General features: G+C 38.5%; 19 protein-coding genes. 10 read left to right on the top strand and 9 right to left on the bottom strand.

What is annotated here, in order from left to right; translation table 11 throughout:
• Nucleotides 1-3 precede the first annotated feature (3 nt).
• The 6 genes from thrA (at nucleotide 4) to ACOKFG_RS09310 (ending at nucleotide 7,593) form a co-directional block, all read left to right on the top strand.
• Nucleotides 4-2,448 carry a bifunctional aspartate kinase/homoserine dehydrogenase I gene (gene thrA, locus ACOKFG_RS09335; RefSeq protein ID WP_298793652.1) on the top strand — a complete coding sequence of 815 codons (2,445 nt, stop codon included), beginning with the start codon at nucleotides 4-6 and terminating at the stop codon, nucleotides 2,446-2,448.
• 1 nt (nucleotide 2,449) lies between these two features.
• A complete protein-coding gene (locus tag ACOKFG_RS09330) occupies nucleotides 2,450-3,373 on the top strand; it encodes a homoserine kinase (RefSeq protein WP_299484794.1) in 924 nt (307 codons plus the stop codon).
• Between the two features lie 3 nt (nucleotides 3,374-3,376).
• On the top strand, nucleotides 3,377-4,672 hold the full coding sequence (thrC, locus tag ACOKFG_RS09325) for a threonine synthase (RefSeq protein WP_299484792.1): 1,296 nt from the start codon (nucleotides 3,377-3,379) through the stop codon (nucleotides 4,670-4,672).
• 93 nt (nucleotides 4,673-4,765) lie between these two features.
• Nucleotides 4,766-5,851 carry a glycine cleavage system aminomethyltransferase GcvT gene (gene gcvT, locus ACOKFG_RS09320; RefSeq protein WP_422861121.1) on the top strand — a complete coding sequence of 362 codons (1,086 nt, stop codon included), beginning with the start codon at nucleotides 4,766-4,768 and terminating at the stop codon, nucleotides 5,849-5,851.
• On the top strand, nucleotides 5,851-6,765 hold the full coding sequence (locus ACOKFG_RS09315; protein WP_422861120.1) for a glutaminase: 915 nt from the start codon (nucleotides 5,851-5,853) through the stop codon (nucleotides 6,763-6,765). Before gcvT ends, ACOKFG_RS09315 begins: the two co-directional genes overlap by 1 nt.
• A gap of 3 nt (nucleotides 6,766-6,768) precedes the next feature.
• Nucleotides 6,769-7,593 (top strand): sugar nucleotide-binding protein, encoded by an 825-nt coding sequence (locus ACOKFG_RS09310; RefSeq protein WP_422861119.1) that lies wholly within the window; start codon nucleotides 6,769-6,771, stop codon nucleotides 7,591-7,593.
• Nucleotides 7,594-7,609: 16 nt separating this feature from the next.
• Here the strand turns inward: ACOKFG_RS09310 and ACOKFG_RS09305 are convergent, their stop codons facing one another.
• From ACOKFG_RS09305 to ACOKFG_RS09295, 3 genes are read right to left on the bottom strand one after another with little or no spacing between them, the layout of a single operon-like run.
• Nucleotides 7,610-7,984, bottom strand: a complete 375-nt coding sequence (locus ACOKFG_RS09305) for a Dabb family protein (protein WP_422861118.1) — start codon at nucleotides 7,982-7,984, stop codon at nucleotides 7,610-7,612.
• An 11-nt stretch (nucleotides 7,985-7,995) separates the two neighbouring features.
• Complete coding sequence (locus ACOKFG_RS09300; RefSeq protein ID WP_422861117.1) at nucleotides 7,996-8,679, bottom strand: hypothetical protein; 684 nt, start codon at nucleotides 8,677-8,679, stop codon at nucleotides 7,996-7,998.
• Between the two features lie 17 nt (nucleotides 8,680-8,696).
• Nucleotides 8,697-9,404, bottom strand: coding sequence for a hypothetical protein (locus ACOKFG_RS09295; protein ID WP_422861116.1), 708 nt, complete (start codon nucleotides 9,402-9,404; stop codon nucleotides 8,697-8,699).
• 100 nt (nucleotides 9,405-9,504) lie between these two features.
• Here ACOKFG_RS09295 and ACOKFG_RS09290 point away from each other — a divergent pair, with 100 nt between their 5' ends.
• The 3 genes from ACOKFG_RS09290 to ACOKFG_RS09280 all read left to right on the top strand — a co-directional run bounded on the left by ACOKFG_RS09290 (nucleotide 9,505) and on the right by ACOKFG_RS09280 (nucleotide 11,701).
• Complete coding sequence (locus ACOKFG_RS09290; protein ID WP_422861115.1) at nucleotides 9,505-10,545, top strand: helix-turn-helix domain-containing protein; 1,041 nt, start codon at nucleotides 9,505-9,507, stop codon at nucleotides 10,543-10,545.
• 80 nt (nucleotides 10,546-10,625) lie between these two features.
• Complete coding sequence (locus ACOKFG_RS09285) at nucleotides 10,626-10,913, top strand: 4a-hydroxytetrahydrobiopterin dehydratase (RefSeq protein WP_422861114.1); 288 nt, start codon at nucleotides 10,626-10,628, stop codon at nucleotides 10,911-10,913.
• Between the two features lie 77 nt (nucleotides 10,914-10,990).
• Nucleotides 10,991-11,701 (top strand): YebC/PmpR family DNA-binding transcriptional regulator, encoded by a 711-nt coding sequence (locus ACOKFG_RS09280; protein WP_298793645.1) that lies wholly within the window; start codon nucleotides 10,991-10,993, stop codon nucleotides 11,699-11,701.
• Nucleotides 11,702-11,714: 13 nt separating this feature from the next.
• On the opposite strand, the gene ACOKFG_RS09275 is transcribed toward ACOKFG_RS09280, so the two are convergent.
• Nucleotides 11,715-13,721: a serine hydrolase gene (locus ACOKFG_RS09275; RefSeq protein WP_422861113.1), complete on the bottom strand. Its 2,007-nt coding sequence runs from the start codon at nucleotides 13,719-13,721 to the stop codon at nucleotides 11,715-11,717.
• Nucleotides 13,722-13,922: 201 nt separating this feature from the next.
• Between ACOKFG_RS09275 and ACOKFG_RS09270 the strand changes: the two genes are divergently transcribed.
• A complete protein-coding gene (locus ACOKFG_RS09270; RefSeq protein WP_298793643.1) occupies nucleotides 13,923-14,417 on the top strand; it encodes a hypothetical protein in 495 nt (164 codons plus the stop codon).
• Here ACOKFG_RS09270 and ACOKFG_RS09265 read toward each other — a convergent pair.
• From ACOKFG_RS09265 to ACOKFG_RS09245, 5 genes are read right to left on the bottom strand one after another with little or no spacing between them, the layout of a single operon-like run.
• The gene (locus tag ACOKFG_RS09265; protein WP_299484784.1) at nucleotides 14,414-14,953 is read right to left on the bottom strand and encodes a 1-acyl-sn-glycerol-3-phosphate acyltransferase; all 540 of its coding nucleotides are present in this window, start codon (nucleotides 14,951-14,953) and stop codon (nucleotides 14,414-14,416) included. The two genes, ACOKFG_RS09270 and ACOKFG_RS09265, sit on opposite strands and share 4 nt — an antisense overlap.
• Nucleotides 14,954-14,989: 36 nt before the next feature.
• On the bottom strand, nucleotides 14,990-16,114 hold the full coding sequence (locus ACOKFG_RS09260; RefSeq protein WP_298793641.1) for an iron-containing alcohol dehydrogenase family protein: 1,125 nt from the start codon (nucleotides 16,112-16,114) through the stop codon (nucleotides 14,990-14,992).
• The gene (locus ACOKFG_RS09255) at nucleotides 16,114-16,818 is read right to left on the bottom strand and encodes an HAD family hydrolase (protein ID WP_298793640.1); all 705 of its coding nucleotides are present in this window, start codon (nucleotides 16,816-16,818) and stop codon (nucleotides 16,114-16,116) included. Before ACOKFG_RS09255 ends, ACOKFG_RS09260 begins: the two co-directional genes overlap by 1 nt.
• Nucleotides 16,809-17,537, bottom strand: a complete 729-nt coding sequence (kdsB, locus tag ACOKFG_RS09250) for a 3-deoxy-manno-octulosonate cytidylyltransferase (RefSeq protein WP_299172212.1) — start codon at nucleotides 17,535-17,537, stop codon at nucleotides 16,809-16,811. Before kdsB ends, ACOKFG_RS09255 begins: the two co-directional genes overlap by 10 nt.
• 22 nt (nucleotides 17,538-17,559) lie before the next feature.
• Nucleotides 17,560-18,123: a DUF4126 domain-containing protein gene (locus ACOKFG_RS09245; protein ID WP_298793638.1), complete on the bottom strand. Its 564-nt coding sequence runs from the start codon at nucleotides 18,121-18,123 to the stop codon at nucleotides 17,560-17,562.
• Nucleotides 18,124-18,131: the final 8 nt, after the last annotated feature.

Below are 18,131 nucleotides of genomic sequence, written 5' to 3'. Positions count from 1 at the left end.
ATCATGAAAGTCTTAAAGTTTGGTGGTACTTCAGTAGCCAATCCTGAAAATATAAATAGGGTCAAATCTATAATTGAAAACATAGATGCCGATAAAGTTGCAGTAGTAGTTTCCGCTTTTGGTGGAATCACCGACCTCCTCTTAAATACCTCTGGTTTGGCTTCGAGTCAAAATTTAGCCTATAAAAAAGGATTGGAAGAAATTGAAGAAAGACATATCTCAGGCATTAAAGAGCTGATCCCGGTTCAAAAACAAAGTGGCATCCTTAGTCAGGTTAAGAGTGACCTCAATACCCTTGAGACACTATTGGAAGGCTCATTTCTAATTGGGGAGTTGACACCAAAACTATCCGATAAAATTGTAAGTTATGGCGAACTGCTTTCCGCCTATATCATCAGCGAATTTTTCAAGGCTGAAGGATTGAATGCAGAGTTGAAAGATAGCCGAGAGCTTGTCATTACTGATGACAACTTTGGAAAGGCTAGCGTCAATTTTGATGCAACAAACAAGAATTGCAACACCTATTTTAAGGGAGTTGTACATAAAATAACTGTCCTACCGGGATTTGTAGCATCCAGTCAAAATGGGAATTCCACCACCCTGGGACGTGGAGGTTCAGATTATACTGCTGCCATTGTTGCAGCTGCCCAAAATGCCGAGGTATTGGAGATTTGGACCGATGTAAGTGGTATGTTCACAGCAAATCCTAGAATGGTAAAACAAGCCAAGTGCGTAGAAAATATTAGCTACGAAGAAGCTATGGAACTTTCCCATTTTGGAGCTAAAGTACTTTATCCTCCAACTATAGAACCTGTCTTAAATAAGGAAATACCTATTGTAATCAAAAATACCTTTGCTCCTGATGATTCGGGGACACGAATAGCCAAAAGCGATAACGGCAATGGAAAAACCGTGAGGGGCATCAGTCATGTGGGTGGTATTAGCTTACTTTCCCTAGAGGGTCCTGGAATGATTGGTATTCCAGGGATTTCCAAAAGATTTTTCGAAACATTATCGTTGGAGAATATTAGTGTTGTATTGATTACTCAAGCGTCGTCAGAGCATTCCATTTGCGTTGGTATTTCAGATGAAGATGTTGAAAAAGCGGTCAGCGCGGTGAACGAAGCTTTTGTATACGAAATAAGCGCAAATAAGATACAACCTGTTATTGTTGAAAAAGACTTGGCCATAATCGCTTTAGTTGGTGATAATATGAAAAGTCATCAAGGTTTAAGTGGAAAAATGTTCAGCACATTGGGCAAAAACAATGTAAACATTAGGGCGATTGCACAAGGAGCTTCAGAACGAAACATTTCCGCCGTCATCAAGAAAGTAGATGTTAAAAAAGCTCTGAATTCACTCCATGAGCGATTCTTTGAGGAAAACATCAAACAACTCAATCTTTTTGTCATGGGAGTTGGAAATGTTGGTTCAAAGTTCTTGGGACAGATCCAACAACAAAAAGCCTATTTGAGGGAAGAATTAAAACTCAACCTAAGAGTCATTGGAATCAGTAATTCAAGGACCATGGCCTTTGAAGATGATGGAATAGACTTAGAAAATTGGGAAGAAGCCTTATCAAATGGGCAGAAAGCAGATAAGCAAACATTCTTTGATACTATAAAAGAACTTAACTATCGTAACAGTGTATTTGTAGACAACACGGCAAGCGAAGAAGTCGCCCAAAGCTATCGCAACTATTTAAAGAATAGCATCTCCGTAGTCACCTGTAATAAAATTGCCTGCTCATCTGATTATGATTACTACAAGGACTTGAAGCAATTGGCCAAACAATACAATGCACCATTTCTATTTGAAACCAATGTAGGCGCAGGACTTCCCATAATTGACACTTTAAAGCATTTAATAGCGTCGGGAGATAAGGTTAATAAAATTCAAGCTGTGTTATCGGGAAGTTTGAACTTCGTCTTCAATAATTTTGATGATTCAGTCACATTTCATGATGTTGTAAAACAGGCCCAAGAAGAAGGATATACCGAGCCCGACCCAACCATCGATTTGAGTGGTATTGATGTCATGAGAAAAATTCTGATTTTGGCTAGGGAAAGTGGGAACAAATTGGACATAGATCAAATTGAAAATGAGCCCTTCCTGCCCGAAGAAAGTTTAGAGACCAATTCCAACGAGGCCTTCTTCAATTCGTTAGTAAAATTTGAATCTGACTTTCAAAAAATGTATAAAGAAGCCAATGATTCCGATAGGAAACTAAAATATGTAGCTCAATTTGAACATGGCAAGGCTAAAGTTGGGCTTCAAAAAATTCCCAAGGGACACGACTTTTATAATCTAGAGGGAAGCGATAATATCGTTTTGTTTTATACTGAGCGCTACCCCAATCAACCAATGATTATAAAAGGAGCAGGAGCAGGAGCCAATGTCACCGCTTCTGGTATCTTTGCTGATATAATTAGAATTGGAAACTTCTAGTATGCAAGAAATAAAAGTTTTCTGTCCAGCCACTATCGCCAACGTTTCTTGTGGATTTGATGTACTCGGATTGGCCTTGGAGTCTGTCGGGGATGAAATGATTGTCCGAAAAACGGATACAAAAGGAGTTACAATTTCAAAAATTGTAGGGCAAAACCTCCCATTGGAAACTTCAAAAAATGTTGCTGGAGTTGCCGGAATGGCACTGTTGGAAAAAAGTGGCTTTGATGGAGGTTTCGAAATAGAAATTTATAAAAATATTAAACCCGGTAGTGGTATAGGTAGCAGTGCAGCCAGCTCAGCAGGTGCAGTTTGGGCTATGAATGAACTGTTAGACCAACCATTTTCAAAATTGGAACTGGTTCAATTTGCCATGCAAGGAGAAAAATTGGCCAGCGATGTAGCCCATGCCGACAATGTTGCTCCAGCAATTTATGGCGGTTTTACTTTGGTTAGGAGTTATGAGCCTTTGGACATTATCCCACTACCAACTCCAAATGAGCTTTTTGCAACTGTAATACATCCACAGATAGAGGTAAAAACATCCGACTCCAGAAAAATATTGAAAACCACTATTACCTTGGAAAAGGGTATCAAACAATGGGGTAATATGGGTGGGCTTGTAGCTGGGCTTTTTCAATCAGATTATGATTTAATTGGCCGGTCGCTTGAAGATCATATTGTTGAACCTATTCGCTCTATATTGATTCCCGGTTTTGATGACATAAAATCAAATGCCACGAAGGCCGGTGCATTAGGAAGTGGCATATCGGGTTCTGGTCCATCCATATTTGCATTGAGCAAGGGTGAAGCTATAGCTCAAAAAGTTGCCGATGCCATGCACGAGACGTATCAAAACATCGGAATTCCTTTTGATATTCATATTTCCAAAGTAAACACCCAAGGGGTAAAACGATTAACCTAACCTATGAACTTTTACAGTCTAAACAACTCAGACTTACAAGCGTCGTTCAAAGAAGCTGTAGTTGCAGGAATTGCACCAGACAAAGGGCTATATTTTCCTGAAAAAATTGAACCCTTACAAAAGGAATTCTTTGACAATATTATAAGCCTTTCCAATCATGAGATTGCTTTTAATGCCATTCATCAATTCGTTAAAAATGATATCCCAGATACCATCCTGAAAAAAATCATTGAAGACATCCTTGATTTTGAGTTCCCAGTGGTTGAGATAGCAGAGAATGTTGCAACCCTAGAACTTTTTCATGGGCCTACCATGGCTTTTAAAGATGTAGGCGCCAGGTTCATGGCCAATTGTTTGGGTTATTTTTCAACAGACAAAGATTCCAATGTCACTGTTCTCGTGGCTACATCTGGAGATACCGGTGGAGCTGTGGCAAACGGATTTTTAGGGGTTGAAGGTGTTAATGTTGTTATCCTATACCCTAGCGGAAAAGTAAGCGATATTCAAGAGAAACAATTGACCACCTTGGGTCAAAACATTGTGGCCATGGAGGTCAACGGAACTTTTGATGATTGCCAGCGAATGGTGAAAACCGCTTTCTTGGATGCTGAAATCACGGATCACAAAAAACTTACCTCTGCCAATAGCATCAACATTGCGCGTTGGTTACCACAATTGTTCTATTTTTTATTTGCCTACAAACAAGCAAAATCCAAAGGAAAAGAAATTGTTTTCTCTGTTCCCTCTGGAAACTTTGGAAATATCTGTGCGGGAATAGTTGCCCAGAAATTGGGTATGCCGGTTAAACATTTTGTAGCATCCACCAACATAAATGATGTAGTTCCAAAATTTATGGAAAATGGAGTTTATCGACCCATACCTTCCAAAGCAACCATATCCAATGCCATGGACGTAGGTGACCCAAGTAATTTTATTAGGATTAGGCATTTATACCAAGATGATTTTGAAGGGTTAAAGCAACATCTTTCGTCATATTCGTTCACTGATGAAACCACTAGGGCAGCAATGAAAAAAGTTCATGCCGAATCTGGTTATGTGCTCGACCCACATGGAGCAGTAGGCTATCTTGGATTGAAGGAATATCAAAAATCAAATCCCAATACCTATGGCATTTTCTTGGAAACTGCCCATCCGGTTAAATTCTTGGATATTGTTCAGGAGACATTGGAAATATCACCTGAGATTCCCTCACAAATTCAGAAAGTGATGGGTGGTGAAAAGAAATCCATTAAGATTTCAACCTACGAAGAGCTAAAAACCTATCTATTGGAAGGTTAGGACAGAATTCACAAAAGTTTGTTGAAAACAATGGGCGAAATGTAGCAAGAGCTATTGCGAATTCAATAAATTTATCCCCATAAATTGATAATTATGAAATCTACTGCCTTGAGCAATACCCATATTGCGTTGGGTGCAAAAATGGTTCCCTTTGCTGGTTATAATATGCCTGTTTCCTATGAAGGAGTCAATATTGAACATGAAACTGTCAGAAATGCGGTTGGGGTTTTTGATGTGTCCCATATGGGTGAATTCTTGGTGGAAGGTCCTAATGCATTGGAACTTATTCAAAAAGTGACTTCAAACGATGCTTCTAAACTTACGGTGGGCAAAGCCCAGTACGGTTATTTTCCAAATGAAACAGGTGGTATTGTAGATGATCTTATCGTATATCGTGTAAAGGAAGAAACTTATTTATTGGTTGTGAATGCCTCCAATATTGAAAAGGATTGGAATCATATTTCTAAATATAATGAAACCATTGAGGCTGAACTGAAAGACTTATCCGAAGATTATTCCCTTCTTGCCATCCAGGGTCCAAAAGCCGTGGAGGCGATGCAATCGCTTAGTTCCGTAAATCTATCAGAAATCAAGTTCTATAATTTCGTTGTAGGAGATTTTGCTGGGATTGAACATGTCATTATCTCTGCTACGGGATATACGGGTTCAGGCGGATTTGAAATCTATTGCAAAAATGACGAAGTAAAACAAGTTTGGGACAAGGTTCTAGAGGCGGGAGCTGGTTTTGGAATAAAACCAATTGGATTGGCTGCTCGCGACACGCTTCGTTTAGAAATGGGTTATTGCCTTTACGGGAATGATATTGACGACACCACCTCCCCTTTCGCTGCTGGATTAGGATGGGTGACAAAGTTTACCAAGGAGTTTGTCAACAGTGAAGCTTTAGCTAAAGAAAAGGAAGAAGGTCCCTCAACCAAACTAGTAGCATTTCAATTGGATGAAAAAGGAATTCCAAGACAGGGGTATTCTATTGTTGATGCAAATGGAATGGAAATTGGAAAGGTAACATCAGGAACCATGTCGCCTTCGCTTTCTAAAGGAATCGGATTGGGATATGTAAATATTGACCATACCAAAGTTGAAAGTAAAGTCTACATTCAAATTCGAAAGAATCAGGTTCCAGCTACCATAATCAAATTGCCCTTTTACAAAAAATAATGCCAGATTTCTCATCCATCCTTAGCTCCATTGCCCAAGAAGTGACCAAGCAAGCGGATAAAGGCAAAGTGGCAAGCTATATTCCCGAGTTGTCTTGTATAGATTCCAATAAATTTGGAATATCAATTTTGGACAAGGAAGGAGAAGCTTATAATGTTGGGGATTCAGGAGAAAAGTTTTCCATTCAGAGTATTTCCAAAGTATTATCACTTTCTATGGCGTATTCCATTTTAGGTGAGAAGATATGGGAACGGGTCGGTGTGGAACCGTCAGGCGACCCATTCAATCACCTGTCCCTTTTGGAAATGGAAAATGGGATTCCAAGAAACCCTTTGATCAACGCAGGGGCAATTGTGGTTTCCGATGTTTTGATATCAAATCTGGTCAATCCTAAAACCGACTTTCTGGAATATGTTAGAAAAATTGCCGGGGACAATTCCATAGACTTCGATGAAAGTGTTGCGCTGTCGGAAAGAAAAACAGGATTTCGAAACTATGCGGCCGCCAACCTGATAAAATCCTTCAATAATCTTGAAAATGAGGTTGAAACCGTATTGGATTTTTATTTCCATTGTTGTTCGTTGAGCATGTCATGCGAACAATTGGTCAAAGTTTTTTACATTTTTATGAATCGGGGCAATTGCCTTCAAAACAATAACTATCTCGATTTATCCAAAGTGAAACGTATCAATGCCATAATGCTTACATGTGGTTTTTATGACGAAGCCGGTGAATTTGCGTTTGAAGTTGGACTTCCAGGCAAAAGTGGTGTTGGTGGTGGAATTGTAGCTTTGCTACCCAATGAATTTTGTGTGGCTACGTGGTCACCTGGACTTAATGATAAAGGAAATTCCAAGCTTGGTATGATGGCCCTGGAAAAACTCACAACCATTACAGGGTTGTCAATATTTTAATGTTTGGAAAAGAAAAAGAAGATACTTATTCTAGGAGCCAGCGGATTTATAGGAAACGCAATCTACAAAGAGCTATGTAATTATTTCAACACCTACGGCACCTATTGCCATAGTACGATTTATAGCGATAACGGACAGTTTTTCAGGTATGATATGCGTGAAGATGACATCGTTAGATTGTTGGACAGTATAAAGCCCGATTTTATTATATCAACCCTTCGAGGTGATTTTGGCGCTCAGGTACAGGCCCACCAACATCTGATGGAGTACCTAGGAAAAAATGATGCCCGGTTTTACTTTATCTCTTCAGCAAATGTGTTTGACGCCTATAGCAAATATCCTTCTTATGAGTTTGACAAAACGCTTTCTGAAAGTGTTTATGGTCGATTAAAAATCAAGATAGAAAACATGATGATGCGATTGCCAAAAGAAAAAATGGCAATTCTTAGGGTTCCTATGGTCTTTGGCAACACCTCTCCCAGAATCAAAGAAATAAAGGAGCTACTGGATACTAATCAACCTATTGAAGTATTTCCCAACTTGATTATTAATGTGACCAATGATGACAGACTGACCCAACAAATCCATTACCTCATCAACAGAAACAAAACGGGTATTTTCCATTTGGGAAGCAAAGATTTGATTCAGCACGAAGAATTTATTAAAGAGGTCATCAAACGCATGGGGAATTATCACCCCATACTTAAGCGTGTTTTTACCACGAACGAAGACCGTTATCTAGCAGCTCTTCCCAAACACAATAAACTGCCGAAAAATTTAAGAGTCAAATCCCAGGATATTATTGACCACCATATTGTTGTAGATTAAACTTTTTGAACAATCATTATTTCATACTGTATTGAAAATATGAATAATCTTGGATAACCTCGTTTGCCAAATGTTCAATTTTTTGATGGTTTGGATGACTCTGATAATGCTTTAAAATTCTGTTGGATGAGAATGTTAGGTCAATTACAAAATCGTAATCCCCTGAAGAGTTCTCAATCTCGGCGATTCTTACCTTTTCTAGACCTTCAATGGCAGAGGGTAACTCTTCAAATATCTTAAGGAAAGCTTCCTTTTTTTGACCTCCAACATTTTCCGACCATGTGTAAAGTAAAATGTGATGGAATTCGTTGGTTTTTTGGCAAGTACTGATGGAGCAAAAGATTAACAATATCAAAAACAAAGTTCTAATCATATGTATTTGGGGAAACATTGTATGACCATTTAATTTTCTTGCGATTCATACGATATATCGGATAGACTTTTTAGAAGCCTGTAGTCCACCATAAGTACGCTCCATTCGCCTCCAGGCTCAAAGGCTTCTTTCCATAATCTGATAGGGCCATAATCTGTCATTTCACCAAGAAAATGCGTTTCCGCATGATTATTGGACCGACCATAAGCCACTGGATTTCCATTAGAATCCGTAGCAATCCATACTGCAAACCTTCCATCAACATAAAAATCGATTCTATCCTCATTTAAATCATAACTGAGACTCGGGTCATTGGAGGCTATGAGATGAAAAATCCTAGTTGGAATTCCTGGCCAGAAAGAACGGAAGCCATTTACCGTTTTCTCTTCCCATTCGGTTAAGGTATTACCCTCTAAGGTCCAACCGTTGTTAATATTTAAAACTCTTTCATTATTTTCTCCAATACTCCTGGTAATAATCTTAATTCTTGGTTGCTCAAAATCAATCCAAAAATCTCTTACCAAAGGTAATTTATGACTACTGACGTTGGTTATTTCCAACATATGAAAGCCCTTGGCCATACGCCATGAATTCTCGTCACCAACAGCCTTCATAAGTTTATCAATTCGCTCTGGTCTATGCGTGCTTGTTTCTTGACCATGCGCATGCGAATAAATTAGTATTCCGATTAATATGCCCAAAATTTTCTTCATAAAGTCATTCTTTAGAATTACTGATTTTCTGACTGAAAGGAGATATCGGGAGCAATTTTAAACCCTTTTACCTCCACATACTCAAACTGCCAATGACCATCTTCAGAGGTACTCCACTTTGGTAATTTGAACCTTCCGAAAGTACTTAACGGTCCATGGATTGTTATTTCCTCGCCATATATACTTTTCATGTTCCATTTGATGGGATTGCTATTGCTGTTCAACTCAACAATGCACAAGAGTACGTTACTATCTTCATAGATTTCTATAATATTATTTGGCATTAGATTAAAGGTCAGTTCATCTTTTTCAAGTGCTATTCTTCGACAGATGGTATATATATTTCTTTTCCAGTTGGCTATTTCCTGTTTCAATCTCATTGAATCAAATTCATATTGTCTACCATTTTCAAGCCTGCCCCAACCTCCATGGGCGGTAAATGCCCTTACCCTATCAAAAGTTCTATTTTTAAGCTTAATCTTTGATTTTGCAATGGTTAAATCCAACCAAACCTCCATATCTATTGGGTCTGCTTGTTTGGTCCACATTTTTTCTTTTAAGTAAAGAAAATTGGTTGTTTTCCAGAGTTCTTCTCCACCCATATTTTCAATGAATTCCTGCACCACAACTTCCACGGATTTTTCCTGGGAACAAATATGTTCCACGGGAATCATCAAAACCAATAAAATTAAAAACCGAAACTGTTTCATAAGCATATCATTCATACCATCAAATTTGATAATTTTAATGAGGTTCTCCTTCCTGATTTGCAAATCATGAAATAGAATTTCAAATGAGGAAATTACTTTTATAGAAATCATCCATATGGATCACACACATTTAATGGTTATGGCCAGTTCCCTGTTATTGGGGCTTTCCATATTTTTTGCCCTATTCCTATTTATGGATAAAAGAAATCGGAAGTATCGGGCTATTAGATATATATTGGCTTTCATTTTGCTAGCCTTTGCGTTAAGAATTGCCAAATCTGTTATATATATTCTCTTTCCTGAGTACTCAAGCACGTTAACATCGATAGGTATTGTGGGAATGTTGGCAATTGGCCCATTGTATTGGTTTTACATCAATGCAATTTTGGTAAAGATTAAAATCAATTACTTGCATTTTGCGCCTATGCTTTTAGTGTTAATGGTTATACCATGGCTCACACATAATAGCCCGTTTACATTGAAGCATCGTGTGCTACTATTTATTTACGTATCTAGTTTAGGACATATGTTGATATATTTTGTTAGGGGTATTTGGGTTTTATACCAAGGCAACGGGTCTAACCATCCAGGACAAAATAAAAAGAAAAAATGGGTATACAGGTTGACGATTTCCATGATTTTTATTTGGATAGGGTTTGTTCTTCAGGCATTGGTTAAGGATAAATTCCTTTACGTGGTTATTACATTCGGTGAGGTACTTGTTTTTTTTGGTATTGCGTTGATTGCCATGAGGGATTATGGTTTTATTGTAAAGTCGGCCAATACTTTAGTGCTGGGAAATACAGAACTTAAAAACCTGGCAAAAAATACTATAATCATTTTAAAAAAAGACAGGTTGTTTACCAAAAATGATCTTTCCATATCTATTCTGGCCGAGGAAATGGGAACCAACAAGCACACATTGTCCATGGCCCTGAATAATTTTGAAAACAAAAGTTTTCCTGAATTACTAAACCATTTTCGAATTGAATATTCGCTGCTGTTACTCAACGACATTAACAGTACTAATTTAAGTATTGAGGCCATTGCCTTTGAGAGTGGTTTCAATAGCCTTTCTGTTTTTTACAACAATTTCAAAAAATACAACAAGCTTACCCCCGCAGAGTACAGAAGAAAATACGGTCTGATTAGTTAACTTCGTACAACTGCGGAAAAGTCCCCAGTAATTTTCCCATAACGACATATATTAGACCGTTAATAAAGTTCAAATAAAAAATGGAAAAACTAGACCTCTCTCAAATAGAACATCAACTTGAACATTTGGATGGATGGACTTATGAAAATGGTAGTATCTGCAAATCTTTTGTCTTTAAGGATTTTAAGGAAGCATTTTCGATAATGACTCGCATTGCCTTTGAAGCCGAACAACAAAACCATCATCCCAATTGGGAAAATGTCTATAATCAACTGACCGTAAAACTAAACACCCATGATGCGGGTGGTATCACTCAATACGACTTTAACCTCGCTAAAAGCATCGAAAACATTGTTGGGAATAACTAACCGACGTCTTATATTTTCAACTTGCCAAAGGGGCTTTTTTTGCTAAATTTGTCCTCGTCCATAATCAAGAAAAATTCATGGGAAGAGCATTCGAATTTAGAAAAGCACGTAAGATGAAGCGTTGGTCAGCAATGTCCAAGGCATTTACAAGAATTGGAAAGGATATCGTTATCGCCGTCAAAGAGGGTGGTCCGGATCCAGATTCCAACTCGCGTTTGCGTGCGGTAATTCAAAATGCCAAAGCTGTGAATATGCCCAAGGACAACATTGAACGGGCTATAAAAAGAGCTTCGGACAAAAGCCAAGGGGATTTTAAGGAAGTGCTTTTTGAAGGATATGCGCCCCACGGTATTGCTATTTTGATTGAGACCGCCACGGACAACAACACTAGAACTGTTGCGAACATTCGAAGTTATTTTAACAAATGTAACGGTAGTTTGGGCACTTCAGGTTCGGTAGAATTTATGTTTGACCATACCTGCAACTTTGCAATTAATGGAGAAGGTATGGATCCAGAGGAACTGGAATTGGAAATGATTGATTTTGGTGCCGAAGAGGTTTTTGTTGATGAAGATGGCATCCATATTTATGCATCATTTGAAAGTTTTGGATCCATTCAAAAAGAGTTGGAATCCCGAGAAATTGAAATCATTTCTTCTGGCTTTGAGCGTATACCACAGGTAACCAAGGAACTTAATGAAGAACAAATAGCGGATGTTGAAAAGTTACTCGAGAAGATTGAAGAGGATGATGATGTACAACAGGTTTATCACACCATGAAAGAATAGTTTTTCAACTGGGTCAGTCTTCTTTCTTCTTTCCTTCAACAAAAATCTGCCAACCATCCATTGTAAGTTCGCTTCCCGTATCTGAATTTGTATAAATGATATAGCCCATCTTTAGTTTGTCATATATTTCAAATTGACATTTAAAATCACCATTGTTACCGCCGTGGAAAAAGGTGTCACCGTAATCTGTCTTACGAATAAAAATTCCCAGTCCTGCTCCTTCTGGTTTATCTTGATAATTCCAAAACTCCGAATTTGATTCTGTATGAATCTTTAAAAACTCTTTGTATGTATTTGGTTTCAACCCTTTTCTTTCCAATATGGTAAGAGCGTATTTTGAAAAAGCCTTGGACTCCGTGTGCATGCTAAAAGCCATACCTGCTTCTTGGGGAATACCCCAATTGGTAGGGTGTCCTCCAAAATGACCATCAGATACCACCTCACGCAATGCCTCACTGTCACTAAATTCCATATGGTAGAGGCCATTGGGTTCAAGAAGTTCTTCTTCCAAAATTTGTTCAATAGGCTTTCCCCTAATTTCAACAACAACACGTTTAAGGTATTCAAAGCCCTCACCTGAATAGCCATATTTTTCTCCCGGTTCAGCAATCATATCAATTCCCCAATTGGGTAAACCTGTACGGTGAATTAAAACATGCCTTGCCGTCATTTTCTTATACTCTTGATATTTTTCAAGTTGTTCAAAAGGAAGATATTTGTGCAATGGCTTATCTAAGCCAATCAGATTACGATCTGCCAACCTCAAAACCACAAAGGCAAAAACCGGTTTAGTGATTGAAGCGGCTTCGAACAACGTGTTTTCATTTACCAGCTCTTTGGTTTCTGAATTCTTCACTCCATACGTTTTGTGGTAAGCTATTTGACCATCCTTGATCAGGGCCAATGAAACACCTGGGATATTATAAAATTCTTGATATTCTGCAATTATTTGGTCGACCTGTTTTTTAGCATCATCATCAAAATCATGAAGGAGACCCCTTACTGGAATCACATCAGGTTCTGGAAGCATCTTGACTTTTATTGTTGGAAGTGGGTCATGTCCATCTTTTCTTAAAGTAAAAGGTATGGGCTCTGTTGGAGCCATCCTATTGAATCTGTAATCAACTTCTACAACCTTGGTGGGGACCTCAAGTTGATAGTCTCCCAAGGGAAGGGGGACGGAAAAATTTCCCAAGGAATCAGCGACGGTCTGGACCCACATTTTTTCATTTTCCAAACTGTTTATCCTAATACTTACAGGTATTGGTTTTGAATGAAATCCACTGGTATCCACCTTTCCTTTTACCAAACCAATTTCAGTGGCATTAGCCACAAAAATCAAATTCCCTAACCTATCGGGATTCGATACTTTTTGCATTCCTCTTCCCCAAGAGAGCCATGTAAAACTTTCGTCGCTATCTTTATCAATTGCGACTAAATCAATCCCTAATGACATCCCCTCTTCAATTTTCTTTTCTAGTTTTACCTTCCACTCAACAGTTTTACCATTCTCAGTAACATGTTTTACCATCTCGACATTGTCCCAAGTTGTTCTTGCACCATAGGCATTTCTGCTATCCCCGTATTCGCTATATTGGGTCACCGGCGAACCAGATTTTAAGCTTTTCTCATTAATATACAACTCAAGACCGTCTTGATTGTCCCAAAATGACCTATCCGCGGATTCAGTAACCAAAGACTCATCTGAGATTTCCATGGCTATATAAATCTCATTTTTCTCCACATTGTATCCTATTTTAAAGTCACCCTGAAAATCTTCCTCGTTCTTAGGTGTTTTTCCCAGTTCGGCATTTTTGATAGGATATTTGGGCATATCATCTGGCCATTCCGCCAAATCACCATCAAGCATAATCTCATTCATAGGTAAGGCATAGGCGATGGCGTCTTCTGTTATGATTATATTGTCTTTTTTAGTGTTTTGACATGAGGATAAGAAAAGACAGCCCATTAAAGTGGAAAAATATAATCGGAACGGATAAGGGAAGGGTAATTTGTTCATCACGTGGTTTTTAGTTGTATAGTTAATGATACACTAAAAATCAAACTGTTACAGTATGAAAGCTATTCTCGATTTTCTGATATTTTCCAAATATCAATTTGTCGATGGTATCAATCACTTAATTTATTCTTAGTTTTAAAACTATCATTGGTATTTGTAAAGGATTGGAGAACCTGGCGACCAATAATTAAACTTCCCATCATGCGTATATTAATTTCCGGAATTTTCTTGTTCTTTCTTGGCTCAATTCAAGCTCAGGAAATGACCGCGGCCAAGCTTTATGAAATTATTGAGCAAGAAGCCGATACGGTCAAGACTAATGGCAACCAATATCAATTTTTATTTAATGATGCCATGCTGATATGCATTTTCGATGAAAACGCGAATCGAATGCGTATTATTTCGCCAATTGTTGAAAGGGAAAAACTGGGAGAGGAAGAACTTTTAAATGCGCTAGTGGCCAACTTTCATTCGGCTTTGGATGTAAAGTATGCCCTAAGTGATGAAATTATTTGGTCCGTTTATACTCATCCTTTAAAAGAGCTTTCAGAACCTCAGGTAATTGATGCCATTCAGCAAGTTTATGCGGCTGCAATAACTTTCGGGAATTCATATTCCAGTACCAATTTGGTTTTTCCTGGAAATTCCAAAAAAGTTGAAAAACCTAAGCCGGAAAAAAAGTTGAATAAAACCTAATAACTGTATTCCGGCACTTTGCCTTGCACGCCCTTGAAAAACATTCTAATCTCTTTGAAGTCTTTCTGAACATCATCTGTTGGAAACTTAGGTTCGGATATTTTGACCTGTTTTCTTCCAAAATCAAAAGCTGCCATTACAATAGGCACTTCGGCCTTTTTTGAAATATGGTAAAAACCTGTTTTTAACGCTGTAACTTTTTTGCGAGTGCCTTCGGGTGCCAAAGCAAACCGGAATACCTTTCGTTCCTTAAAAATTTGTGCCACGCTATCAACAGTATTCGAATTCTTGGCACGATCTATGGGTGCTCCTCCCGTCCACCGAAAAAACCAACCGAAAGGAGGTTTAAAAAGACTCTTTTTTGCGATATAATTCATTTCCTTATTTATGACTTTTCTAACCAAAAGTCCCAAAAAGAAATCCATCCAATGGGTGTGCGGTACCACAATTATTATACATTTATCCAAATCGGGAAAAGTGCCCAAAAGTTTCCAGCCCAACACTTTGAAGTATAAAAACTTTGCTAGTTTATGCATGTAATCGGGGTTAATAAATTTGCAGAGCCCTTATTACTATATTTTCATATAGATTTCCTGCAAACAATCGGGTGTAACCTTATTTTTCCAATCACTTCCCAGGGCATTTTCCCATAAGGCATCCATACTAAAGGCAACGTTTATGAGGATATCAAAATCGTTTTGTGTTAGATTGGAGCAAATTCCTGTTGGGAGCTGTATTTGCTGTTTTCGCATCATTTTTTTAAAAAATCGCACTCCTTCAGGGTAGAACTTATCCAGATGCTGAAATACCAAACAATTGCCCAAACCATGTTTTATGCCTAACAGGTATGAGAGACCATAACTCATGGCATGTGCAACACCAACCTGCGAGTATGCAATGCTCATACCCCCATGCCAAGAAGCCATCATCAATTTATCTCTTGATTCATCTTCAGGAATATCTTTTAAGAAAACATCCATACACAGTTCCAGGGATTTTTCCCCATAACTTTTGCTAAAAGCGTTTAAATAGGTTCCATTTAACGACTCAATACAATGGATATAACAATCCATACCGGTATAAAACCATTGTTCCTTGGGAACTGTTTTTGTCAGGTCCGGATCTAAAATTACTTGGTCATATGTGGTAAAATCCGAATTAATGCCCAACTTCTTATCTGGCCCTAGCAATACCGTTGTTCGTGAAACTTCCGCCCCAGTTCCGCTTATCGTTGGAACCCCAACGTGGTAGAGGGCAGGTTTATGAACTAAGTCCCATCCTTGATATTCGCTGGAATTACCCTTATTAGTAGCCATTATGGCGACCGCTTTGGCCAAATCCAATAATGTTCCGCCACCAATTCCAACGATTCCGGATGGTAATTCTTCAAACTTTTCTCCAATTCTTGCCACCAGAGCATCTACTTGCTCCGTTTTGGGCTCCTCATCTGCTGAGATAAAGATGAGTTCATCATTAAACATGAGTGGTATCTTGTTTACGATATCGGTATCCTGGAAAAAGTCATCCACTAAAAAAATAAAAGGGGCTTCTGAATTTCTACGTTTGGGCAGTATCACTTCTCCCAATTGGGAAAAACTACCACGTCCAAAAACCACCCTTGGTACCATGGGGAAATTGCGGTACGGGGCATTCTTGTCCGATTTAAGTTCTTTTTTCAAATTGCTTTGTGTCTTCATTAGTTGTTCAAATACTTTAGAACTTCTTTTAAGCTGTTCAACTTCAGGTGACCATTCACCTGATGCTCATCTTCTACCATTTCATGTACCCAAGTGGTATGAAATGGAACGTGGATGGCTTTGGCCCCAATATTCAAGATAGGCAATACATCTGATTTTAACGAATTGCCAATCATCAAAAACTCATCCACATTAATCTCTAAATGGTCTAGTAGGTTCTTATAATTATTTTCTTTTTTGTCGCTGAGTACTTCCACATGGTGAAAGTACTTGGATATTCCTGACTTTTCTAATTTACGTTCTTGATCTAGTAAATCTCCTTTGGTAAGGACTATTAGCCGATACTTATCCTGTAATTTTTGCAATACCTCCTCTACTCCATCCAATAATTCGACAGGATGCTGGATCATTTTTTTTCCCAAGTCGAGAATTTCCAGAATAGTTGTTTGAGAAATTTTATTGTTGGAAAGGTCTAAAGCGGATTCAATCATGGAAAGCATGAAACCTTTTATTCCATAACCATAGGTTTCAAGGTTTTGCATTTCAACCTTAAAGAGCTCCTGATCAACTTTGTTTTTGGTTTCGTAACCTTCCAAAAGTTCGGCGAAGCGTTCCTCCGTTTCTCGGAAATAGGTTTCGTTTACCCATAGGGTATCATCAGCGTCAAAGCCTATAACTTTTATGTTCTTAAAATCTATCTCCATGCTTTTTGGGCTCGTTCTAGGTCTTCTGGGGTATCAATTTCTATGCCGGTCACGTGTGTTTCGACCATTTTTATTTTCTTTCCATATTCTAAAAATCGTATGGCCTCTATTTTCTCCTTGGCTTCCAAGGGAAGCATAGGCAAACGCTGAAAATCGAGCAAGGCGCGCTTTCGAAAGGCATAGATTCCTTTATGCTTGTAATATTTGGCATCTACTTGTTCATCTCTAGGATAAGGGATGGGTGATCTTGAAAAGTAAAGTGCAAAATCTTGGTTATCCACTATTACTTTTACCGTATTAGGATTGGCAATTTCGTCCCAATCTGTAATGGGTGTCATCAATGAAGCTAGGTCTATCTCTTCTTCTTCGTCATTTTTAAAGACTTCTATGACCTTTTTTAAACTTTCTCCATCAATAAAAGGTTCATCACCTTGCACATTAATTGCAATGTCAACATCCAAATCGACCACAGCCTCAGCAATTCTATCACTTCCACTTTCGTGCTCTTTTTTGCTCATCAGCACTTTGCCTCCAATAGCGGAAATGGTATCATAAATTATTTTACTATCGGTTACCACATAGACTTCATCAAACAGTCCTGTTTCAACCGCTGCTTTATAGGTTCGGACAATCACCGGTTTTCCGCCTAAATCTTGCATCAGTTTTGCGGGAAATCTTGAGGCTTGGTACCTTGCTGGAATCAATGAAATTATTTTCACTACTTCTATATTATGGCCAAAACTACCTTTTTGGCCGCAATTTGCGATAAATTCTAAAAATAATCACCAAAATTACAATTACAAGAATGGCTGCGATTGGTGGTACTAATATAGAGGCTGTTGAAACTGCTACCGCAGTTCCTGTTTCGATGGTTGATACTACTGGATTGGCCACTCCTCCTGTAGTCGCCGTGGAGGTCATTCTTCCGGCGGCATTTGCGCCCTTAATAGCTGTTGCTGTTCCTCCACCAGCTATGATGGCCAATGACCATGTAATTATGGGGTCTAAATTGGCTACGGTTGATACCATAACCGCTGTACCTGCTATGGCGGCCAGAGGAACTGCCAAACCATCCAGGGCATTGTCTACCCATGGAATGAAATACGCAAAAATCTCAACAAGCATGGCTACTCCGAAAGCTATCAGTGCTGCAACACTTCCTATCCATTCCCAATTTTCATTTAGATCCCATACTCCCAAATAAGCTGCTAAACTCAAAGCAAAAAGTGGAAGAAATACTCTAAAACCCACGGATGCGGCCAGGCCAACGCCTAAAAAAATACTTATAATGGTATCGGGATTCATGCTCATGA

The sequence above is a fragment of the Flagellimonas rhodophyticola genome (genome assembly GCF_049332665.1).
Classification (GTDB): domain Bacteria; phylum Bacteroidota; class Bacteroidia; order Flavobacteriales; family Flavobacteriaceae; genus Flagellimonas.
The sequence above is the reverse complement of the archived record's forward strand: the minus strand, read 5'-3'. Positions and strand labels throughout refer to the sequence as shown.